The organism is Streptomyces sp. NPDC048504, from assembly GCF_043200035.1.
Classification (GTDB): domain Bacteria; phylum Actinomycetota; class Actinomycetes; order Streptomycetales; family Streptomycetaceae; genus Streptomyces.
Genome location: NZ_JBICXA010000001.1, coordinates 880,374 through 900,159 on the forward strand (window position 1 = coordinate 880,374; position 19,786 = coordinate 900,159).

Consider the following 19,786-nt stretch of genomic DNA (forward strand, 5'->3'; position numbering starts at 1 on the left):
CTGCCGAGTGGTGCAGAAGGCATGGTCGCGGGCGCGGGTGGCGTGAGGGGAACCGTAAGGTTACTGAACGGTAGGTGTATAGAGGTCTGCGCCACATTTCGGCGGCCGGCGATGGTCCCCGCCGGTGACAAGCCGCACAGGCGATTCGGCCCCTACTAGGAGAGGTAGTCGCACGCCCCGATCGGGGCAAAAAGGACTTTTTTCTTGAGGTCCATGGAACCGAATGACCGATTTCGCCCTCCAGGGGGCTGAATCGGGATGCATGGGTGCTCTGTCAAGAAGTCTGAAGTTTTGTGGTGAAGTACTAGGTTCCGTCGTAGAAGAGGGGTTTGGGGGTCCGCGGGGTCCGGGGTTACCAATGAACGTGCCATCCGGCGGCCGTATGTGTGCCGGGTGGTTCTTCTGTCCCCGTCCCCCGTGAGGTTTCGATGTTCCAGCGCGCCACGTCCCGTTCTTCCCGTACGTCTTCGCTCCGCACCCGTGTGGCCGTCCTGGCCGTCGGACTGGGGGCCACCGCCGTACTGGGTACCGGGGTCGCCAGCGCCGCCTCCTCGACCGTCGCGCCGAAGGCCGTCAGTGCGAAGGTCGCCGCCTCCTGGGTCGACCCGGTGAAGAAGTACACCCTGTCCGCGAGCTTCGCCCAGGCCGGCAGCATGTGGCAGTCCACCCACAGCGGGCAGGACTTCGCCGTGGCCAGCGGCACCAACGTCATGGCCGCGCACGGCGGAACCGTCGTCAAGGCCGGCGGCAACGGCGCGGGCGACGGTGCCGCGTACGGCAACGCCATCGTCATCAAGCACGGCAACGGCACGTACTCCCAGTACGCCCACCTCTCGCGCATCGACGTGAAGGTCGGCCAGGTCGTCAGCACCGGTCAGCACATCGCCCTGTCCGGCAACACCGGCAACTCCAGCGGCCCCCACCTGCACTTCGAGATCCGTACGACCGCCAACTACGGCTCGGCGATAGACCCGGTCGCGTTCCTGCGCGGCAAGGGTGTCTCCGTCTAGGACCCGTCCCGGGCGGGCTTCGTACCCGCGTGGGCCTGCGTGATCATGTCGGTGGCGACCTCCAGGACGGCCTTGCGCTTGTCCTCGGGGTCGCCTTCGAGGTCCTGCACGGCGAACATGCCGGCGTGCAGCGTGAAGATCGCGCTGAGGGAACGCACCTGGTCGACCAGGCTCGCCCCGGGGTCGATCATGATCTCCCGCAGACCGCGCATGCGCTCCTTGAAGCGTTCGCCGATGCGCAGGTCCCGTACCGTCGCCTGGTTCTCCTGCATGAAGCGGAACAGCGGGGTCGCGCCGTCGAGCGCGACGGCGTAGCGCCGTACGATCTCCTGCTTGGTCTCCAGGGTGTGCGGCTGGTCGCGGCCCCACTCGATCAGATCCTCGATCGGCCTGGTCAGGTCCTCGAAGATGCTGACCAGGATCTCTTCCTTGGTCTTGAAGTGGTAGTAGAGCGCCGCCTTCGTGACGTCCAGGTGCTCGGCGATCTCGCGCAGCGAGGTCTTCTCGTAGCCCTGCTCGGCGAAGAGTTCGAGCGCCACGTCCTGGATGCGCTGGCGGGTGTCTCCGCGACGCTGCCGCTTGGTGCCGTCCATGGTGCCGCCCATTCGTCTCATGCTCCAGCAAACTTACTTGACGCCCGGCTAGTTACGGGTCTACTTTCCCTGAGTGTAGTCAACTAGCCGGGCGGCAAGTAAGTGGCCGGACGGTAGCGGTGTCAAGGGGAGTGGGAAAGATGGCGGACACACAGACGGTCGAGGCCGGGCCAGGGGCGCCCGGGCCAGAGGCGGACGGTAAACAGCCCAAGAGCGTGCGGGTCGTCCTGCTCGCGCTGATGATCACGATGATGCTCGCGATGCTCGACAACATGATCGTGGGTACGGCCATGCCGACGATCGTCGGTGAGCTGGGCGGCCTTGAGCACCTGTCCTGGGTCGTGACCGCGTACACGCTCGCCACGGCCAGCTCCACGCCCCTGTGGGGCAAGCTCGGTGACATGTACGGGCGCAAGGGCGCCTTCATGACCTCGATCGTGATCTTCCTGGCCGGTTCCGCGCTGAGCGGTATGGCGCAGGACATGGGTCAGTTGATCGGTTTCCGGGCCATCCAGGGTCTCGGTGCCGGTGGTCTGATGGTCGGCGTCATGGCGATCATCGGCGACCTCATCCCGCCGCGTGAGCGGGGCAAGTACCAGGGCATGATGGCCGGCGTCATGGCGCTCGCGATGATCGGCGGACCGCTGGTCGGCGGCACCATCACCGACAACTGGGGCTGGCGCTGGTCCTTCTACATCAACCTGCCGCTCGGCGTGATCGCGCTCGCCGCGATCAGTGCCGTGCTGCACCTGCCGAAGAAGCGGTCGCAGGCGCGGATCGACTACCTCGGCGCCGGGCTGCTGACCGTCGGCATCACCTCGATCGTGCTCGTCACCACCTGGGGCGGTTCGCAGTACGCCTGGACCTCCGTGCGGATCATGGAACTGATCGGGCTCGGTGTGGCCGCGCTCGTCGGGTTCGTGTTCTGGCAGACCAAGGCCGCCGAGCCGGTCGTGCCGCTGCACATCTTCCGCAGCCGCAACTTCACCCTGATGGCGATCATCGGCTTCATCACCGGGTTCGTGATGTTCGGTGCGACGCTGTTCCTGCCGCTGTACCAGCAGTCCGTGCAGGGCGCGTCCGCGACCAACTCCGGGCTGCTGCTTCTGCCGATGCTCGGCGCGATGCTCGTGACCTCGATGGTCGCGGGGCGGGTGACCACCAACACCGGTAAGTACAAGGTGTTTCCGGTCGCCGGCAGCGTTCTGATGGGTGTCGGCCTGTATCTGCTGTCGACCATGGACACGGACACGACCCGGTTCATGTCCGGGGTGTTCATGGCGGTCGTCGGGCTCGGCATGGGCTGTCTGATGCAGATCACCATGCTGGTCGCGCAGAACAGCGTGCAGATGAAGGACATGGGTGTCGCGTCCTCCACGAGCACGTTGTCCCGGACGCTGGGTTCGTCGTTCGGTGTCGCCATCATGGGGGCGCTGTTCAACAACCGGGTGCAGGACGTCATGGCCGAGCGGGCGGGTGCACTGGGGTCCAAGGTGACCGAGCAGTCCGCGACGCTCAACGCCGCGAGTCTGGCGAAGCTGCCGGCGGTGGCGCGGGAGGCGTATCAGCACGCGGTGTCTGCGGGCATCCACTCCGCGTTCCTGCTGGGGGCCGTGGTCGCTGTGGTCGCGATGATCGCCGCGGTGTTCGTGAAGGAGGTTCCGCTCAAGGGGGCGGGGCCGAAGGCTGAGGGTTCGGGCGAGGGTGCGGAAGCGGTGGCGCCGGCGTCGATCGTCGAGGCCGTGTGATTCGCCGACAGTGAGCTGAAGGTCCCCCGGTTGGTGTCCGCCCCGGGGGGCCTTCTTTGTGTGTGCGGGCACGCGCGCGTGCGTGTGTGTTTGGCTGCGGCGCCGTTGCTGGGGGCTCCGCCCCCAGACCCCCCATCGGCCCTGAAGGGGCCTCGTCCTCAAACGCCGGACGGGCTGATTGATGCCGGCCTGAGTTGAAAGGTGCCGGACGGCTTGGATGGTGCCGGCCTGAGTTGAGGGGTGCCGGACGGCCTGGATGATGCCGCCTGAGTTGAGGGGTGCCGCACGGGCGGATGAGACCGGCGCCGTTGTCAGTGCCGCGTGCCACCATCGGTCGCATGGACAAATTGCGGCAGTTGCGTCTTGCCAAGGACGCCATGGATCGCGACTGGGCCGAGCCGGAGCTCGATCTGGGCGTGGTGGCCGCGCATGCCGGATACTCGCGGTACCACTTCATCAGGGCCTTCAAGGAGGCGTACGGCGAGACGCCCGGGCAGTATCTGACGCATCGGCGCATCGAGCGGGCCGAGGAGATGCTCCGTAGCGCCGATCTGTCGGTGACGGAGATCTGCCATCTGGTCGGATTCAGCAGCCTCGGGACGTTCTCGGCGCGGTTCAAGGCGCGGACCGGGCTGACGCCGAGTGAGTACCGGGCCAAGCATGTGGGGCGCGGGGCCGCGCTCATTCCCGGGTGCTACGCGATGCTCTGGGCCGGTGGTTTCCCCACCGCAACTTTGAAGAAGCGTCGCGAGGTCCGCCCTGCCTACGGTGATGAGCGGGAAGCCGGCTCGACATCGACCTCGGCGTCAATCTCGTCCGACAGGAGTGCGGAGTCATGATCCAAGGCTTGGGCATCGCCACCGTGTGGACCTTCGACCAGCAGCGCAGCAAGGCCTTCTTCACCGAGAAACTCGACTTCGAGGTGCGCGACGACATCTCGATGGGCGACATGCGGTGGGTCACCGTCGGCGCCAAGAACCAGCCCGGCCTCGCGCTCACGCTGATGAGCCTGGACGGGCCGGGCCTCGACCCCGAGTCCGCCGAGGCGCTGAAGAAGCTGATCAGCAAGGGGGTACTGGGTGCCGGGGCGTTCACCACCGATGACTGCCGCGGTGATCACGCGGCCTTCAAGTCGCGCGGGGTCGAGTTCCTCCAGGAGCCGACCGAGCGGCCATACGGCATCGAGGCGATCTTCCGTGACGACAGCGGCAACTGGTACTCGCTGACCGAGCGCAGCGCCGAACTGGACTTCTCGAAGGACTTCGGATGAGCCCGGTGCAGCCGGTGGCGGAGGTCGAGCCGGACCACACGGCGGTGCGGGTCGCCCTGTGGCGGGCCCTGCACGTCCAGGCCGATCCGCCGCCGCACGTCATCGAGGACGAGGTCGGGCTGCGGCTCGCCGATCCCGGGGACGACTGGCGCGAGCGTCCCGACATGGACGTCGAGGCCACGCGGCGTATCCGTGCGTCGATCGTGGCCCGGGCCCGTTACGTCGAGGACGTGGTGGAGGAGCAGGCCGGGAGGGGTGTGGAGCAGTACGTCATCCTCGGCGCCGGTCTCGACACCTTCGCCCAGCGGCGGCCCGAACTCGGCGCGAAACTCCGGGTGTTCGAGGTCGAGCAGCCCGGCACGCAGGCGTGGAAGCGGCGACGGCTGACGGAACTGGGGTACGGCGTCCCGGACTGGCTGCGGTTCGTACCGGTCGACTTCGAGGGCGACTGGTGGGGTCAACTGGCCGCCGCCGGGCTCGACATGGGGCGGCCCGCCGTCGTGGCCGCGACCGGCGTGACCATGTACCTCACCCTGGACGCCATCACCACCATGTTCCGCCGGGTCGCCGGTCTCGCCCCGGGCTCCACCCTGGTCACCACGTTCCTACGACCCGTGGACGACGTGGAGCCGGAGCAGCGCGCGCAGTTGGAGGTCTCGGTGCGGGGAGCGCGTGCCGCGGGGACACCGTTCCTGAGCTTCTTCACTCCGGAACAGATGCTGGAGTTGGGGCGGGAGTGCGGGTTCCGGGCCGTGCGGCATGTGCCCGCCGCGGAGCTCGCTGAGCGGTATTTCGGGGGCCGGGTGGAGGGGGCTGCGCCGTCCCGGGGGGAGGAGGTGATGGTGGGGAGCACGTGAGGAGCCTCGATCCGCTCCCGTCCCCGATCCGTCCCCGTCCCCAATCCGCGCTCCCGTTCCGACGGTTCCACGCCCTCACCGCAGCACACCGGCCAACCGCCGGAGGCTACGGCAGCATCGGATAACTCCCCGTACTCGTAGGCGCATGCTCCGGCAGCCACAGCACCGCCACCGCACCCTCCGCCGGAATGTGGTCCGGTGCGCCCGCGGGGCGGACGTTGCGGAAGGTGAGGCGGGCGCCGAGGACGCGGGCCTGGCCGGCCGCGATGGTCAGGCCCAGGCCGTGGCCGTGGCCCGCACGGTCCTTGCTGCCGGTGCGGAAGCGGCTCGGGCCCTCCGCGAGGAGTTCCTCGGGGAAGCCGGGGCCGTGGTCGCGGACCCGGATGACCCGGCCCTCGACGGAGACCTCGATCGGCGGTTTGCCGTGCCGGGCCGCGTTGGCGAGGAGGTTGAACAGGACGCGTTCCAGGCGGCGCGGGTCCGTCGTCACCTCCGACTCGTGCACGACGTGCACCACCGCGTGCGGGTCCTTCGCGATCACCCGGCGGCTCACGAAGTCGCCCAGCATGAGGTCCTGCAGCTCGGCCCGCTCGGACGCCCCGTCGAGCCGGGCGACCTCCAGCACGTCCTCGACCAGCGTGCGCATCGCCTTCGCGCGGTCCAGGACCAGCTCGGTCGGGCGTCCCGGGGGGAGGAGTTCGGCCGCGGTCAGCAGGCCCGTCACCGGGGTGCGCAGCTCGTGCGCGATGTCCGCCGTGACTCGGCGTTCCGCCTCAAGCCGCTGCTGCAGCGCGTCCGTCATCGCGTCCACCGCGCGAGCCAGGTCGTCGGTCTCGTCCCGTACGACTCCGCCGATCGCGTCCCGCACCCGTACGTCCGTCTCGCCCTTGGCGACCTGGTTCGCCGCGGCCGCCGCCTTGCGCAGCCGGCGCGAGAGCTGGCCGCCGATCAGGACACCGAGCGCGCTGCCGCCGAGCACGGCCGCGATCGAGCCGATCACCAGCGCCTGGTCGAGATCCTTGAGGATGTCCGTGCTGCGGTCGGTGAACCCGGTGTGCAGGGACATGACGTGGCCGTCCTTGAGCGGTACGGCCGCCCAGATGTCCGGCACCCCGTGCGGCCGGTCGGTGACGTACGTCGCACGGCGGCCCTCCTCGACCTTCTCGCGCAGCGCCGGCGGCAGACTCGGGTCGTCGATCTTGATGCTGGGGAAGTTCGGCCGCCCGGACAGCTCGTAGTTGCGCTGCGCGATCTGGACGCGCTCGTCCGCGAGATCGCGTGCGTTGTCCAGCATCGAGACCCGGGCCGCGTTGTGCACGACCAGGCTGAGCGCGATCGCGACCAGCGTGCCGACCAGCGCGATGGCCGCGCTGAGCTTCCATCTCAGGCCCGTACGGATGCCCGCTCTGTCCATGAACGACGGGACCCTGCGCCGTGAATTCCCCCGCATACCCCTGCTCAGGCCTTCAACTTGTAGCCGAAGCCGCGGACCGTCTCGATCCGGTCCTGGCCGATCTTCGTCCGCAGCCGCTGCACATGGACGTCCACGACCCGGGTGTCACCGCCCCAGCCGTAGTCCCACACCCGCTCCAGCAGCTTGTCGCGGGACAGCACCGTGCCCGGCGCCGACGAGAACTCCAGCAGCAGCCGCATCTCGGTCGGCGTCAGCGCCACCGGCTGTCCGGCCCGGCGCACCTCCATGCCCTCGGTGTCGATCTCCAGATCCCCGAAGGTCAGCACCCCGCCGCCGACCGTGTCCGCCTCCGTGTCCGCCGTACGGTCGCTGCCGCTCGCGTGTCCGAAGCGGCGCAGGACCGCGCGGATGCGGGCCACCAGGACGGCGCCGTCGAAGGGCTTCGTGACGTAGTCGTCGGCCCCGGCTTCCAGGCCGAGTACGACGTCGATCGAGTCCGCGCGTGCCGACAGCATGATCACCGGGACCGTCGAGTCGTCCCGGATACGGCGGCACAGGCTCACCCCGTCCAGGCCCGGGACCATCACGTCCAGCAGCGCGATGTCGGGGCGGTCCGCCCGGAACGCCTCCAGGCCCGACAGCCCGTCGGGCATGGCGGTGACCACGAAGCCGTCCCGCTCCAGGGCGAGTTGGGTGGCCTCGCGGATGACGTCGTCGTCCTCGACGAACAGGACGTGGGTCTGGTCTGCCATCCCGGTGCTCTCAGTCCTCGTGTGGGTCGTTCTCAAGCATGGGACGCCTGGGGCGGCGTCCGCGTTCACTGAAGCATCGGATCGGGGCGGCCGATCGGTTCAGTCCCGACCGGTTCGGTTCCGTTCAGTTCTTGCTCGGAGCGGGCGAGGCGTCGCCCCCGACCGCGTTGCTGTACTCGTTGTGGGTGCTGTACTCCTGGACGAAACGGCCCGAGGTCCAGCGGTATGTGATCACGTTCTCCCCGGAGGGACTCGACACCGGGTCGCCCTTCTCGTACACCTGCTTGGTGACGACCAGATCGCCGCGGTCTATCTCCGCGTAGACCGGGGGTTCCTCGGCCTTGAACACATTCTCGTACGTCCCGGCCTTGTCGCGATACACGTACGAGCCGATCCCCACCGCATCGCCGCAGGTCATCACGTTGACGACGACGTCGTTCGCGGTGCCGCCGGTCAGTACGCCGTACGACACGTCGACCGCGTACTCGTCGGCGACGCACGGCTTCAGCTCGTGCTTGACCGCCGCCGAGACCTTCGGGTCGTCCATGACGAGCTTGACCGCGTCCACGTGGTCGTCGACGGTCGCGGAGGGCGAGGGGGACTTGGCCTCCGCGACGCCCGCCACCGAGTCGGAGTGCGCCGGGCCCTCGTCACGGGCACCCGTGCCGCCGGTTGCGCAGCCGGACACCAACAGGGCGAGGGCGGCGAGCACGGCCATCGCCGCGAACGCCGCCTCGAAGCTCCCGCGCACCCTGCTGGGCCCGGGGACGCTGCTCGGCCCGGGCCCAGGGGTGTCGTCGCTCAGGCCGCGCAACGCTCCCGCTCCTCACGCTCCAGCGCGCGTGCGTCCAGGTCGCGGGCCTCCAGCTCCTCCCGGAGCCGGGCGAGCGCCCGGTGCAGCGTGCTCTTGACCGTACCGGCCGACATGCCCAGGGCGGCGGCCGTCTCTTCGGTGGACATCTGCTCCCAGTGTCGCAGGACGACAACACTGCGCTGTTTCGGAGCGAGAACTTTCATGATGTCCATAAGAAGCGCCCGGTCCGCGTGCTGCTCGGTCGCGTCGTCGACGCTCGCGTCCGGCAGCTGCTCGGTGGGGACCTCTTCGAGCTTGCGGGCCCGCCACCACTCGGTCCGCGTGTTGATCATGACGCGGCGCAGGTACGCGTCCGCGAGGCGCTTGTCCTCGATGGTCTCCCAGCGGCCGTACGTCCGTACCAGCGCCGTCTGCAGCAGGTCCTGGGCGTCGACCGGGTCCGGCACCAGCCGGCGGGCGCTGCGCAGCAGCGCGTCCTGTCGGGTGCGGACGTACTCCTCGAATTCGAGCACCTCGCCCTGCGCCATGATCAACCGCCTCCATCCCCGTTTCCGACCCGCCTGCTGCCGGTTGTCCTCTGCTGCTGTCCCGCCGGTCTGCGGTACACAAATGAAGTTACGGAGGGGTTGTCACGGCACTGTGCGGAGCAGCCTGCGGAGAGCGCTCGGCTGTCCGTCGGTTGTGTAACGGAAGTAGGTCCGGGGTAAGGGGGCGGGGTTGTTGGGGTGGTTATGGTGCGATTTGCCCGTCGAGATGGAGCGGCGGGAGTGTTGCGAGAGCTTGGTGTGGGCTGTGGGACGGGTCGGAGTAGGGGCTCTGTCTGTGAAGTGACCGTGCGTCAGGTCGTGACGGGGTGTGTCCGGTTGTTTCAGGCGCGGGTCGCGGGGAGTCGGTACATGCCGTCGGGGAGGGGTTCGACGAGGCCGTCGGACACCAGGCCGTCCAGTGCCCTCGCCCGCTGTACCGGCTCGTGCCACACGCGGTCGAGTGCGGACTGCGGGACAGGGGTGTGCGCTTCGCGGAGTACGGCCAGGAGCTTGCCGCGGACCTGGCGGTCCGTGCCCGCGTACGTCTGGCCCTTGCGGGCCGGGCCCTCGTGTTCCGGCTTGCCCGCGAGGTTCCACGCGCACTGGGCGGAGATCGGGCAGCGGTGGCACGTCTCGTTCTTCGCGGTGCAGACGAGTGCGCCCAGTTCCATGGACGCTGCGGCCCAGCGGGCCGCGGTCTCGTCGTCCTGGGGGAGGAGGGCGCGGGCCAGCTTGCGCTCGGCGGCGGTGGTGGCGTTCGGGGGGTACTGGGTGCCGGTGACGGCGCGTGCGAAGACCCGGCGGACGTTGGTGTCCAGGACGGCGTGGCGCTGGCCGTAGGCGAAGGACGCGACTGCGGCTGCCGTGTACTCGCCGATGCCGGGGAGCGCGAGCAGTTGGGCGTGGTCGGTGGGGACGTCGCCGCCGTGGCGTTCCGTTATGGCGGTGGCGGCGCCGTGGAGGCGCAGCGCGCGGCGGGGGTAGCCGAGGCGGCCCCAGGCGCGGACGGCTTCGCCGGGGGCGTCCTGGGCGAGGTCGGCGGGGCGGGGCCAGCGGGCGAGCCACTGTTCGTAGACCGGGAGGACGCGGTTGACCGGGGTCTGCTGGAGCATGAACTCGCTGACCATCACGCCCCAGGGGCCGGCGTCGGGGCGGCGCCAGGGGAGGTCGCGGGCGTTGTCCTCGAACCAGTCGATGACGGGGGTGTGGAGGTGGGCGCCTTCTTTTTCACCTCCGTCCGGTGTGGTCGTGGCGGATGCGGTGTGCGGGGGTTTCGTGGGCGCAGTCATGGCGTTTCCGATCCTGCCACGGTTGGTGGGTGGGTCGGGGTCGTGGCGGTACGGCGAGCCCGCCGCTTGCGGGGCCCTTCTGTTTGTCACCACGGCTGAACGGGTTGGTGCCGGGTACGCGGCGGGCTGCGCCGTACCGCCACGACCCGCTCCCGTTTCGTCGGCGGCTGCCGGCTCGTGGTCCATCCCGGGCCATTCCAGGCTGGGTTGCCGGAATGATGATCCGGAAAAGTTGGGGCTGGGGCGGCGGGTGGGGCGAGGTAACTCGCCGATCTCTCGTACAGTTTGCGCCGTGGGATCACTGCGCAATCCGGTCGGGCCGCTTCCCTCCTCCATCTATTGGCGACGGAGGGTCCTCATGGTGTCCGTGGTCGCCTTGCTGGCGCTGCTGATCACCTGGATCGTCAACTCCGGTGGCGGGGGCGGCAAGAACGGTGCCGATGGGTCCAAGAACGGTAAGACTCCCGCTCCTACGATCACTGCCGGGCCGTCGGGATCCGGTCCCGCCATCAGCCAACACCCGGGCGGACGTGATGACTCGGGCGGCGGGAGTAGTTCGAGCGGGTCGAGTGGGGCGAGCGGTGGGAGCTCCGGCTCTGATGCCGGCTCCGGCTCCGGTGGGTCGAGTGCCGGGTCCGGTGGTGGTGACGGTGGTGGCAGTGGGTCCGGTGGCGGTAGTAACGGTGGTAGCAGCACGGGTACTACGGTTCCTGCCGACTCGACGCTTCCCAACTGCACCGCCGGCGCTGTGCAGTTGAGTCTGCGGAGTCTTCACAACTCGTACTCGCCGGACCAGACGCCGACGTTTGTGCTCACCGCCAAGAACTCCTCCGGCAGTGACTGCAAGGTCGATCTCGGGCCCAAGAGCGCCGTGTTGACCATTACGGAGGCCGGGGGCGCGTCTGATTTCTGGTCGTCCGCCGACTGCCCGAAGAGCGCCGGGAGTGTCTACTACCGGGTGTCCGCCGGGAGCAGCGTCACGTACACCCTGAAGTGGGACCGCAAGCCGAGTGCGCCCGAGTGTGCGACGCCCGCTGCTGGTTCGGCCGGGGCTGGGACCTATTTGGTCGAGGCTCAGGCCACCGGGTTCGCCAAGGCTCAGACTTCGTTCGTTCTGGCCAGCGACTAGCGGTAGTTGGCTCAGTAGGCGGTTGGGTCACACGTAGCGTTCGAGGATTGAGGACTCCGCCAGGCGGGAGAGGCCCTCTCGAACGCTGCGTGCCCTTGCCTCCCCTACGCCGTCGACTGTCTGGAGGTCGTCGACGCTTGCTGCCAGGAGTTTCTGGAGGCCGCCGAAGTGCTCCACCAGGCGGTCGATGATCGCGCCGGGGAGGCGCGGGACCTTGGCCAGGAGGCGGAAGCCTCGGGGAGACACTGCCGAGTCGAGGGCCTCGGGGGAGCCCGTGTAGCCCAACGCGCGGGCCACGGTGGGGAGTTCGAGGAGTTCCGCGTGGGAGAGGGCGTCCAGTTCGGCCAGGGCTTCGTTCACCGTGCGGGAGCGTTTCGCCGTGGGCTCGGGGACGTAGTCGCGTACCACCAGTTCGCGTTCCGGCTCCACGCCCGCGATCAACTCCTCCAGCTGGAGGGCGAGTAGGCGGCCGTCTGTGCCGAGTTCTACGACGTATTCGGCAATCTCGGTCGCGATCAGGCGGACCATTTCGAGGCGTTGGACCACTGCCGATACGTCTCGGACCGTCACCAGGTCTTCGATCTCCAGGGCCGACAGCGTTCCCGCCACCTCGTCCAGGCGGAGCTTGTAGCGCTCCAGGGTGGCGAGGGCCTGGTTGGCTCGGGACAGGATCGCCGCCGAGTCCTCCAATACGCGGCGTTGGCCGTCTACGTAGAGGGCGATCAGGCGCATGGACTGGGAGACGGAGACCACGGGGTAGGCGACCTGTTTGCTGACGCGGTCCGCCGTGCGGTGGCGGGTGCCCGTCTCTTCCGTGGGGATGTTGGGGTCTGGGACCAGTTGGACGCCCGCCCGGAGGATTTTGGACAGGTCGGAGGACACTACGATTCCGCCGTCCAGCTTGCAGAGTTCCCGTAGGCGCGTGGCCGTGAACTCCACGTCCAGGATGAAACCGCCCGTGCACATCGCTTCGACTGTCTTGTCGGAGCCGAGCACGATGAGGCCGCCCGTGTTGCCGCGGAGGATGCGCTCCAGGCCGTCGCGCAGGGCCGTGCCGGGGGCAACGGCGCTCAGTGAGGCGCGCATCAGGCCATCGCCGCCGGACTTTCCGGGAGCTGACGCCCGGTCGTTGGCTGCCACTGCACTCCTCCGGTCGCAGGTTTTTCCGGTGCTCCCGTTTCGCGTACCTGGTTCGTACGGACGGGCGAGACCAGGGCAAAGTCTACCGGCGGTCCTCGGCGTCCCGTGGGGCCTCTCGCTTACGGGACCTTGGAAGGACCCGGAGAGCGTCTCCTATGTCGGCTACTTCGATGACCTTCATGCCCGCGGGGATCTTGCCCGGGTCGGTCGGGACGAGGGCGTGGGTGAAGCCCAGGCGGTGTGCTTCGGAGAGTCTGCGCTGGACGCCTGTGACCCTTCTGACCTCGCCCGCAAGGCCTACTTCGCCGATCGCCACCAGGTTCTTGGGGAGGGGGGTGTCGCTTGCCGCGGAGGCCAGGGCGAGCGCGATGGCCAGGTCTGCGGCCGGTTCGGAGAGTTTCACTCCGCCCACCGTCGCCGAGTAGATGTCCCTTTTGCCCAGGGCGCTGATACGGCCTCGCTGTTCCAGGACCGCGAGCATCATCGAGACCCGGGATGTCTCCAGGCCCGATGTGGTGCGGCGCGGGGAGGGGATCTGGGAGTCGACCGTCAGGGCCTGGACCTCGGCCACCAAGGGGCGGCGGCCCTCCAGGGTGACCGTCAGGCAGGTGCCGGGGACCGGCTCCGCGCGGCGGGTCAGGAACAGGCCGCTCGGGTCGGCCAGGCCCGTGATGCCCTCGTCGTGCAGTTCGAAGCAGCCGACCTCGTCCGTCGTGCCGTAGCGGTTCTTGACGCCCCGTACGAGGCGTAGGCGTGCGTGGCGGTCGCCTTCGAAGGAGAGCACTACGTCGACCAGGTGTTCCAGGAGGCGGGGGCCCGCGATCGCCCCGTCCTTGGTGACGTGGCCTACGAGGAGGGTGGACATGCCGCGCTCCTTGGAGGCGCGGATCAGGGCGCCGGCCACCTCGCGGACCTGGGCCATGCCGCCGGGTGCGCCGTCGATCTCCGGGGAGGCCACCGTCTGGACGGAGTCCAGGATCAGGAGGGAGGGCTTCACCGCGTCCAAGTGGCCCAGGATCGTGGCCAGATCGGTCTCGGCGGCGAGGTAGAGGTGGTCGTCGATCGCCTTGATGCGGTCGGCGCGCAGCCTGACCTGGCTCGCTGATTCCTCGCCGGTGACGTAGAGCGTGCGGTGCTCTTCGCTCGCCGACTTCGCCGCCACGTCGAGGAGGAGGGTCGACTTGCCGACTCCGGGCTCGCCCGCGACCAGGACCACCGCTCCGGGGACCAGACCGCCGCCGAGCACCCGGTCCAGCTCGGGGACGCCGGTCGAGCGGGCGGTGGCCGTGCGGCCGTCGACCTGGCCGATCGGTACCGCGGAGGTGGTGACGCGGCCGGGGGCGGTCGTCCGGACCGCGGGGGCGCCGTACTCCTCGACCGTCCCCCACGCCTGGCACTCGGAGCAGCGGCCGAGCCACTTGGCCGTCTGCCAGCCGCACTCGGTGCAGCGGTAGGACGGTCGGTCCTTGGTGGTCTTCGTACGGGCAGCCATGCGTGAACCGTAACCGCCGCCACTGACAACGCGGTCGGCGGCCGAGTCGTGCCTCTTCGGTATCCGGCCACTGACCGTCAGGAACGAGCCATGCAGGTAAGGGTGCCTGTCCCCTTTTGAGGGATCGTTTCACCCGTACGGATTAAATGTGCTCAAGGGGGCGGAAGGGGGCATCGCCCGCCGCCTACGGTCGCACGGGTGATGAGCAGCAGTCCGGAGACCTCGACCCGCACCACCGGCGCACACCGGGCGCATCGGGAGGCGCGCGACCGCGCTGCGGCGCGCACGCTGGCGCAGCGCACGCCCGCGCGCTACGAGCCGTATCTGGACGGCCTGTTCACGTACTGCCTGTCCGTGCTGTGCGACCACGACGCGGCGACCGCCGCCCTGGGGGACGTGCTGGCGCTGGCCGAACGCCGGGGCGCGCGGGTGCCGGAGACTGACGGTGACCGGCGGGCCTGGCTGTACGCGCTGGCCCGCTGGGCATGTCTGCGCAAGCTGGCCGAGGCCAAGCAGAAACGTCAGGGCACGCACGCGGTGGGGCGTGGTCAGGTGGAAGAGCCCGCCGTTTCCGAGGAGTTGAGGGAGCAGCGGGGGCGTGAACTCGCCCTGCTGGCCTGGCCGGAGGCCGCCGGGACCACCCCGGAGCAGCGTGAGGCGCTCGAACTCGCCGTGCGTCACCGGCTCGCCGCCCATGAGGTCGCCGCCGTTCTCGGCATGGATCTCGCCAGTGCGCGGGAGTTGCTGGCGGCCGCGGCCTGCGAGGTGGAACGCACGCGTGCCGCCCTCGCCGTCGTGGAGACCGGGAGCTGTCCGAGCGTCGCCCGGCTCACCGGTGACCATCAGCTGGTGCTCAGCAGTGCCCTGCGCCGCGAACTCGTCCGGCATGTCGACGACTGCCCGCACTGCCGTCGTACCGCCGAGCGCGCGGTGCCCGGCAGTTGGCCCGGCGCGAGTGTCACGCCCGCCGAACTGCCCGTCCTGGAGGCGCCCCGCGCGGCCCTGCATGTCGCCATGGCGCATCTCCCACGCGCGCGTGGCGCCGCCGCACCGCGCTTCGACCGGCGGGGTTTCCCGATGGACCCGAAGGACCGTGCGGCCCGGAGAGACCGCCTCCGCGCGCGTGCCGTCACGACGACCGTCGTCGCCACCGTCATCGCGGCGCCCGTCCTCGCCCTGTGGGCCGCCTACCGGGGCACGCCGACCGGCGAGGGCGTCGAAGGCCGGGCCGTCACCGCGAGCGAGCAGCACGGCCCCGGCAGCCTGGAGGGCGAGGTCGCGAGCGGCGGCTACGAGAACACCGGGAACGTCGGCACGAGCCCGCGGCCCGGCAAGAAGGGCACGAACGACGTCTCCGTAGAGGTCATCAGCGTCACCGGCGCCGGCCGGAAGGGCGCCGGTCACCTCGCCGTCTCGGCCGCCAACAGCAGCGACACCACGCTCATCACCCTCACCGCGTCAGGCTCCGCCCCGGTCCGCTGGTCCGCGGCCACCGCGGCGCCCTGGCTCTACCTCAGCCAGTCCTCGGGAACCCTCGCCCCGGGCGAATCGTTGACGATCAAGGTGTACGTCGACCATCTGCGCGAGCCCTCCGGCCACTGGACCGCGCGCGTGGCCGTCTCACCGGCCGGGGCCATCGTCTCGATCGAGGGCTACGGCACCGCGCCGGCCCCGACCGACCCCACGCACCCCACCGATCCCGGCGACCCGCCCTCGTCGAGCCCGGACCCGACGCCCACCAGCACGGCACCCACCGACCCCACACCGAGCGACCCGCCGCCCTCGTCCGCCGACCCGACCCCGACACCGACCGCGACGGACTCGTCCTCCGCCGGCCCCGGGAGCTCGACGCCGCCGCCCGACGGCGGCGGCGACCCGAGTTCGTCGTAACCCGTCAGGCGACCGGGTCCGCGGGATGCGGTGCCAGCAGGGGGAGTTGCGAGGCCAGGCGCTGTTCGCACAGCTCGACCAGGCGGTCGTAGCCGGCCTTGCCCATCAGCTCGGTCAGCTCCGGGCCGTAGGACACGTAGACCGGGTCGCCCGCGCCGTGCGCCGAGGTCGCCGACGTGCACCACCAGTGCAGGTCGTGGCCGCCGGAACCCCAGCCCCTGCGGTCGTACTCGCCGATCGACACCTGGAGCACGCGCGTGTCGTCCGGGCGGTCGATCCACTCGTACGTCCGCCGCACCGGCAGCTGCCAGCAGACGTCCGGCTTGGTCTCCAGGGGCTCGCGGCCCTCCTTGACGGCCAGGATGTGCAGCGAGCAGCCCGCGCCGCCGGCGAAACCGGGGCGGTTCTGGAAGATGCACGAGCCCTGGTAGGGGCGGGTCTGGCGGTCGCCGTCCTCGTCCTTGGAGATCCAGCCGTTCTCCACGCCCTCGTCGTGGTGCTGCCAGATGTCGGGCGTGAGCCTCGCCACATGCCCGGCGACCCGTTTCTCGTCGTCCTTGTCGGAGAAGTGCGCGCCCAGGGTGCAGCATCCGTCGTCGGCGCGGCCCGCCTGGATGCCCTGGCAGCCGCTTCCGAAGATGCAGTTCCAGCGAGAGGTCAGCCATGTCAGATCGCAGCGGAACAGCTGCTCGTCGTCCGCCGGATCCGGGAACTCCACCCACGCGCGCGCGAAGTCGAGCCCCTTCTCGTCGGCTTTCAGGGCCTTCTTCGTCGACGGCTTCGGGGGCTTCGGGGACTTGGCCGACGTCACCGGCAAGGAATCGCCGGGTGATTTGGCCGCCTTGTCGGTCTTCGCCTTTTTCGTCTTTGGCACGCGTCCAGGGTAAGTCGCCCAGGGCGGCCCGAGACACCGCTCCGGGGACCGAGATAGGTGCAGGTGGCAGTAGCGTTCCGTATATGAGACTCGGTGTCCTCGACGTGGGATCGAACACGGTGCATCTGCTGGTGGTGGACGCACACCCGGGCGCGCGCCCGCTGCCCGCGCACTCGCACAAGGTGGAACTCCGCCTTGCCCAACTCCTCGACGAGGACGGCGCGATCGGCCCCGAAGGGGTCGACAAACTCGTCGGCGTCGTCCAGGAGGCGCTCCAGGCCGCCGAGGACAAGGGCGTCGAGGAAATCCTCCCGTTCGCCACCTCCGCCGTCCGCGAGGCCAGCAACGCCGACGACGTCCTCGCGCGCGTGCAGACCGAGACCGGCGTCGAGCTCCAGGTCCTCACCGGCGCCGAGGAGGCCCGGCTCACCTTCCTCGCCGTCCGCCGCTGGTTCGGCTGGTCGGCGGGCAAGCTCCTCGTCCTCGACATCGGCGGCGGCTCCCTGGAGATCGCCTACGGCATCGACGAGGAGCCCGACGCGGCCGTGTCGCTGCCCCTCGGCGCGGGCCGCCTCACCGCCGCCTGGCTCCCCGGCGACCCGCCGGAACCGGACGCGATAAGGGCCCTGCGCCGCCATGTGCGCGCCCAGATCGCCCGTACGGTGGGCGAGTTCAGCCGTTTCGGCGCCCCCGACCACGTTGTCGCCACGTCGAAGACCTTCAAGCAGCTCGCCCGCCTGGCCGGCGCCGCCCGCTCCGCCGACGGCCTCTACGTCCAGCGCGAACTCAAGCGCGAGTCCCTGGAGGCCTGGGTCCCGCGCCTGGCCGGCATGACCACCGCCCAGCGCGCCGTCCTGCCCGGCGTCTCCGAGGGCCGCGCCGAACAGCTCCTGGCGGGCGCGATGGTCGCCGAGGGCGCGATGGATCTGTTCGCCGTCGAGACCCTGGAGGTCTGCCCGTGGGCGCTGCGCGAGGGCGTGATCCTGCGACGGCTGGATCAGATGCCGTCGGCGTAGGTGCGGTCGCGTATGGGGAAGGGGGGCGCGGTGCACACGCGCGTGGCCGTTCGTGACGTGCACGCGTGCGTGGCCGTTGCCGGTGGCGCGGGCGCGCGTGGTTGTCCGTCGGGGCCTGCGTGCGTGGCCGTAGCGGAGGCGTGAGCCTGTGGTCGTGGTGCACGCGCGCGGTCGTGACGCACGCACGCGCGGCCTTCCGTGCCGGCGCTGCCCGGAACCCGCTCAGCCGCGACGCACGCGCGGGACCTCCCCGTGCCGCACGCGTGTGTGCCCGCACCGGACGCCGGCCCGGTACATGACACAGCCGAGCCGTACTGAACGCCGGCACGGTACGGGACGTATCGAACCCGCATGAAGTATCGCCACAACGCGGCCCCGCGCCGGAGATGGCCGGTTGCCGTCTCCCGCACAGCGCGGCCACAGCAACCGGCTCCCTCGCGCAAAGCGCCGCCCCGTAGTCTGTCCTCCGTGGCAGAACCAGTCGTGCGCATCCCGGATGCGAAGGTCGCGCTGTCCACGGCGTCCGTGTATCCGGAGTCGACGGCGACGGCCTTCGAGATCGCCGCACGCCTCGGCTACGACGGCGTCGAGGTCATGGTGTGGACCGACCCGGTCAGCCAGGACATCGACGCGCTGCGCCGGCTCAGCGACTACCACCAGGTCCCGATCCTCGCCGTGCACGCGCCGTGCCTGCTCATCACGCAGCGGGTGTGGTCCACCGACCCGTGGATCAAGCTCCAGCGCGCCCAGGCGGCCGCCGAGAAGCTCGGGGCGAGCACGGTCGTGGTGCATCCGCCGTTCCGCTGGCAGCGCCAGTACGCGCGCGATTTCGTCAGCGGGATCTGGCGGATGGCGAACGAGACGGATGTGCGGTTCGCCGTAGAGAACATGTATCCGTGGCGCTACCGCGACCGCGAGATGCTCGCCTACGCCCCCGACTGGGACGTCACGAGCGAGGACTACCGGCACTTCACGATCGACCTCAGCCACACCGCGACCGCCCGCACCGACGCGACCGACATGATCGAGCGCATGGGCGACCGGCTCGGCCATGTCCACCTCGCGGACGGCAACGGCTCCAACAAGGACGAGCACCTCGTCCCCGGCCGCGGCACCCAGCCCTGCGCCGAACTGCTGGAACGGCTCGCGACGACCGGCTTCGACGGCCATGTCGTCATCGAGGTCAACACCCGGCGCGCGATGTCCAGCGCCGAACGCGAGGCCGATCTGGCGGAGGCGCTCGCCTTCACGCGGCTGCATCTGGCCTCGGCCGTGAAGGTGCCCCGGCGGTGACCGACGCCACCGCCAAGCGCCGGGGCCGGCCCCCTCGTACGGAATCCGCCGACACCCGGGACCGCATCCTGACCGCGGCCCGCGAGGAGTTCTCCGAGCGGGGGTACGAGAAGACGTCCGTGCGGGGGATCGCCAAGGCGGCCGGGGTCGACTCGGCGCTCGTGCACCACTACTTCGGTACGAAGGAGCAGGTCTTCGAGGCGGCCATCGAGGTCGCGTTCGCGCCGGCGCAGAACGCGCCGGCGGCGGTCGCCGAGGGCCCGCTGGACGGCGTCGGCGAGCGGCTGACCCGCTTCATCTTCGGCGTCTGGGAGAACCCTGCCACCCGTAAGCCCCTGCTGGCGGTCGTCCGTTCCGCCGTCAACAACGAGGCCGCCGCTGCCGTCTTCCGCCGGCTCGTGGTCTCCCAGGTGCTGAGCAAGGTCGCCGCCCAGCTCGACCTCCCGGACGCGGAGCTGCGCGCCGAGCTGGCCGCGGCGCAGCTGGTCGGTACGGCGATGCTGCGGTACGTGATCAAGGTGGAGCCGCTGGCCTCGGCGGACGTGGAGCGGATCATCGCGGGGGTGGCGCCGGTGGTGCAGGGGCATTTGACCGGGCCGTGAGCCGCCGTTCTCCGAGATGGGCGTCCCGCGATGTGGACATCGTGTCCGACCCCTGGATGACCGGCGTACGCTCGTC

19 protein-coding genes are annotated in these 19,786 nt (G+C 70.0%); 10 read left to right on the plus strand and 9 right to left on the minus strand.

Going from position 1 to position 19,786, the window contains the following annotated elements:
• Positions 1-428: 428 nt before the first annotated feature.
• Complete coding sequence (locus ACGFY9_RS04120) at positions 429-1,010, plus strand: M23 family metallopeptidase (protein ID WP_393751670.1); 582 nt, start codon at positions 429-431, stop codon at positions 1,008-1,010.
• Here ACGFY9_RS04120 and ACGFY9_RS04125 read toward each other — a convergent pair.
• Positions 1,007-1,615 (minus strand): TetR/AcrR family transcriptional regulator, encoded by a 609-nt coding sequence (locus ACGFY9_RS04125; protein WP_393751800.1) that lies wholly within the window; start codon positions 1,613-1,615, stop codon positions 1,007-1,009. The two genes, ACGFY9_RS04120 and ACGFY9_RS04125, sit on opposite strands and share 4 nt — an antisense overlap.
• A 128-nt stretch (positions 1,616-1,743) precedes the next feature.
• Here ACGFY9_RS04125 and ACGFY9_RS04130 point away from each other — a divergent pair, with 128 nt between their 5' ends.
• The 4 genes from ACGFY9_RS04130 (at position 1,744) to ACGFY9_RS04145 (ending at position 5,478) form a co-directional block, all read left to right on the plus strand.
• Positions 1,744-3,351: an MDR family MFS transporter gene (locus ACGFY9_RS04130; protein WP_393751672.1), complete on the plus strand. Its 1,608-nt coding sequence runs from the start codon at positions 1,744-1,746 to the stop codon at positions 3,349-3,351.
• A gap of 338 nt (positions 3,352-3,689) precedes the next feature.
• Entirely contained in the window at positions 3,690-4,190 is a 501-nt protein-coding gene (locus ACGFY9_RS04135) for a helix-turn-helix transcriptional regulator (RefSeq protein WP_393751674.1), read from the plus strand.
• A complete protein-coding gene (locus ACGFY9_RS04140; RefSeq protein WP_329255306.1) occupies positions 4,187-4,621 on the plus strand; it encodes a VOC family protein in 435 nt (144 codons plus the stop codon). Before ACGFY9_RS04135 ends, ACGFY9_RS04140 begins: the two co-directional genes overlap by 4 nt.
• Positions 4,618-5,478 carry a class I SAM-dependent methyltransferase gene (locus ACGFY9_RS04145; protein ID WP_393751676.1) on the plus strand — a complete coding sequence of 287 codons (861 nt, stop codon included), beginning with the start codon at positions 4,618-4,620 and terminating at the stop codon, positions 5,476-5,478. Before ACGFY9_RS04140 ends, ACGFY9_RS04145 begins: the two co-directional genes overlap by 4 nt.
• 106 nt (positions 5,479-5,584) lie before the next feature.
• Here ACGFY9_RS04145 and cseC read toward each other — a convergent pair whose 3' ends face one another.
• The 5 genes from cseC to ACGFY9_RS04170 form a co-directional block, all read right to left on the minus strand.
• Positions 5,585-6,928, minus strand: a complete 1,344-nt coding sequence (cseC, locus tag ACGFY9_RS04150) for a two-component system sensor histidine kinase CseC (RefSeq protein ID WP_393751678.1) — start codon at positions 6,926-6,928, stop codon at positions 5,585-5,587.
• Between the two features lie 8 nt (positions 6,929-6,936).
• On the minus strand, positions 6,937-7,644 hold the full coding sequence (gene cseB / locus ACGFY9_RS04155; RefSeq protein WP_393751680.1) for a two-component system response regulator CseB: 708 nt from the start codon (positions 7,642-7,644) through the stop codon (positions 6,937-6,939).
• Between the two features lie 124 nt (positions 7,645-7,768).
• On the minus strand, positions 7,769-8,458 hold the full coding sequence (locus tag ACGFY9_RS04160; RefSeq protein ID WP_393751682.1) for a hypothetical protein: 690 nt from the start codon (positions 8,456-8,458) through the stop codon (positions 7,769-7,771).
• Complete coding sequence (locus ACGFY9_RS04165; protein WP_019064956.1) at positions 8,446-8,985, minus strand: SigE family RNA polymerase sigma factor; 540 nt, start codon at positions 8,983-8,985, stop codon at positions 8,446-8,448. Before ACGFY9_RS04165 ends, ACGFY9_RS04160 begins: the two co-directional genes overlap by 13 nt.
• A gap of 341 nt (positions 8,986-9,326) precedes the next feature.
• Complete coding sequence (locus ACGFY9_RS04170; protein ID WP_393751684.1) at positions 9,327-10,274, minus strand: A/G-specific adenine glycosylase; 948 nt, start codon at positions 10,272-10,274, stop codon at positions 9,327-9,329.
• Positions 10,275-10,566: 292 nt separating this feature from the next.
• On the opposite strand from ACGFY9_RS04170, the gene ACGFY9_RS04175 reads away from it, so the two are divergent.
• Positions 10,567-11,403, plus strand: coding sequence for a hypothetical protein (locus tag ACGFY9_RS04175; RefSeq protein ID WP_393751686.1), 837 nt, complete (start codon positions 10,567-10,569; stop codon positions 11,401-11,403).
• Between the two features lie 27 nt (positions 11,404-11,430).
• Here the strand turns inward: ACGFY9_RS04175 and disA are convergent, their stop codons facing one another.
• Positions 11,431-12,489 carry a DNA integrity scanning diadenylate cyclase DisA gene (disA, locus tag ACGFY9_RS04180; RefSeq protein ID WP_051801604.1) on the minus strand — a complete coding sequence of 353 codons (1,059 nt, stop codon included), beginning with the start codon at positions 12,487-12,489 and terminating at the stop codon, positions 11,431-11,433.
• Between the two features lie 136 nt (positions 12,490-12,625).
• A complete protein-coding gene (gene radA, locus ACGFY9_RS04185) occupies positions 12,626-14,035 on the minus strand; it encodes a DNA repair protein RadA (RefSeq protein WP_393751688.1) in 1,410 nt (469 codons plus the stop codon).
• Positions 14,036-14,236: 201 nt separating this feature from the next.
• Between radA and ACGFY9_RS04190 the strand changes: the two genes are divergently transcribed.
• A complete protein-coding gene (locus ACGFY9_RS04190; RefSeq protein WP_393751690.1) occupies positions 14,237-15,925 on the plus strand; it encodes a hypothetical protein in 1,689 nt (562 codons plus the stop codon).
• 4 nt (positions 15,926-15,929) lie between these two features.
• On the opposite strand, the gene ACGFY9_RS04195 is transcribed toward ACGFY9_RS04190, so the two are convergent.
• Positions 15,930-16,799: a hypothetical protein gene (locus ACGFY9_RS04195; RefSeq protein ID WP_393751692.1), complete on the minus strand. Its 870-nt coding sequence runs from the start codon at positions 16,797-16,799 to the stop codon at positions 15,930-15,932.
• An 83-nt stretch (positions 16,800-16,882) separates the two neighbouring features.
• Between ACGFY9_RS04195 and ACGFY9_RS04200 the strand changes: the two genes are divergently transcribed.
• From ACGFY9_RS04200 to ACGFY9_RS04210, 3 genes are all read left to right on the plus strand, one after another.
• Complete coding sequence (locus ACGFY9_RS04200; protein WP_393751694.1) at positions 16,883-17,815, plus strand: Ppx/GppA family phosphatase; 933 nt, start codon at positions 16,883-16,885, stop codon at positions 17,813-17,815.
• 468 nt (positions 17,816-18,283) lie between these two features.
• Positions 18,284-19,108, plus strand: coding sequence for a sugar phosphate isomerase/epimerase family protein (locus ACGFY9_RS04205; protein WP_393751695.1), 825 nt, complete (start codon positions 18,284-18,286; stop codon positions 19,106-19,108).
• A complete protein-coding gene (locus ACGFY9_RS04210) occupies positions 19,105-19,710 on the plus strand; it encodes a TetR family transcriptional regulator (protein ID WP_393751697.1) in 606 nt (201 codons plus the stop codon). The genes ACGFY9_RS04205 and ACGFY9_RS04210 overlap by 4 nt, the downstream gene beginning before the upstream one ends.
• Positions 19,711-19,786 lie beyond the last annotated feature (76 nt).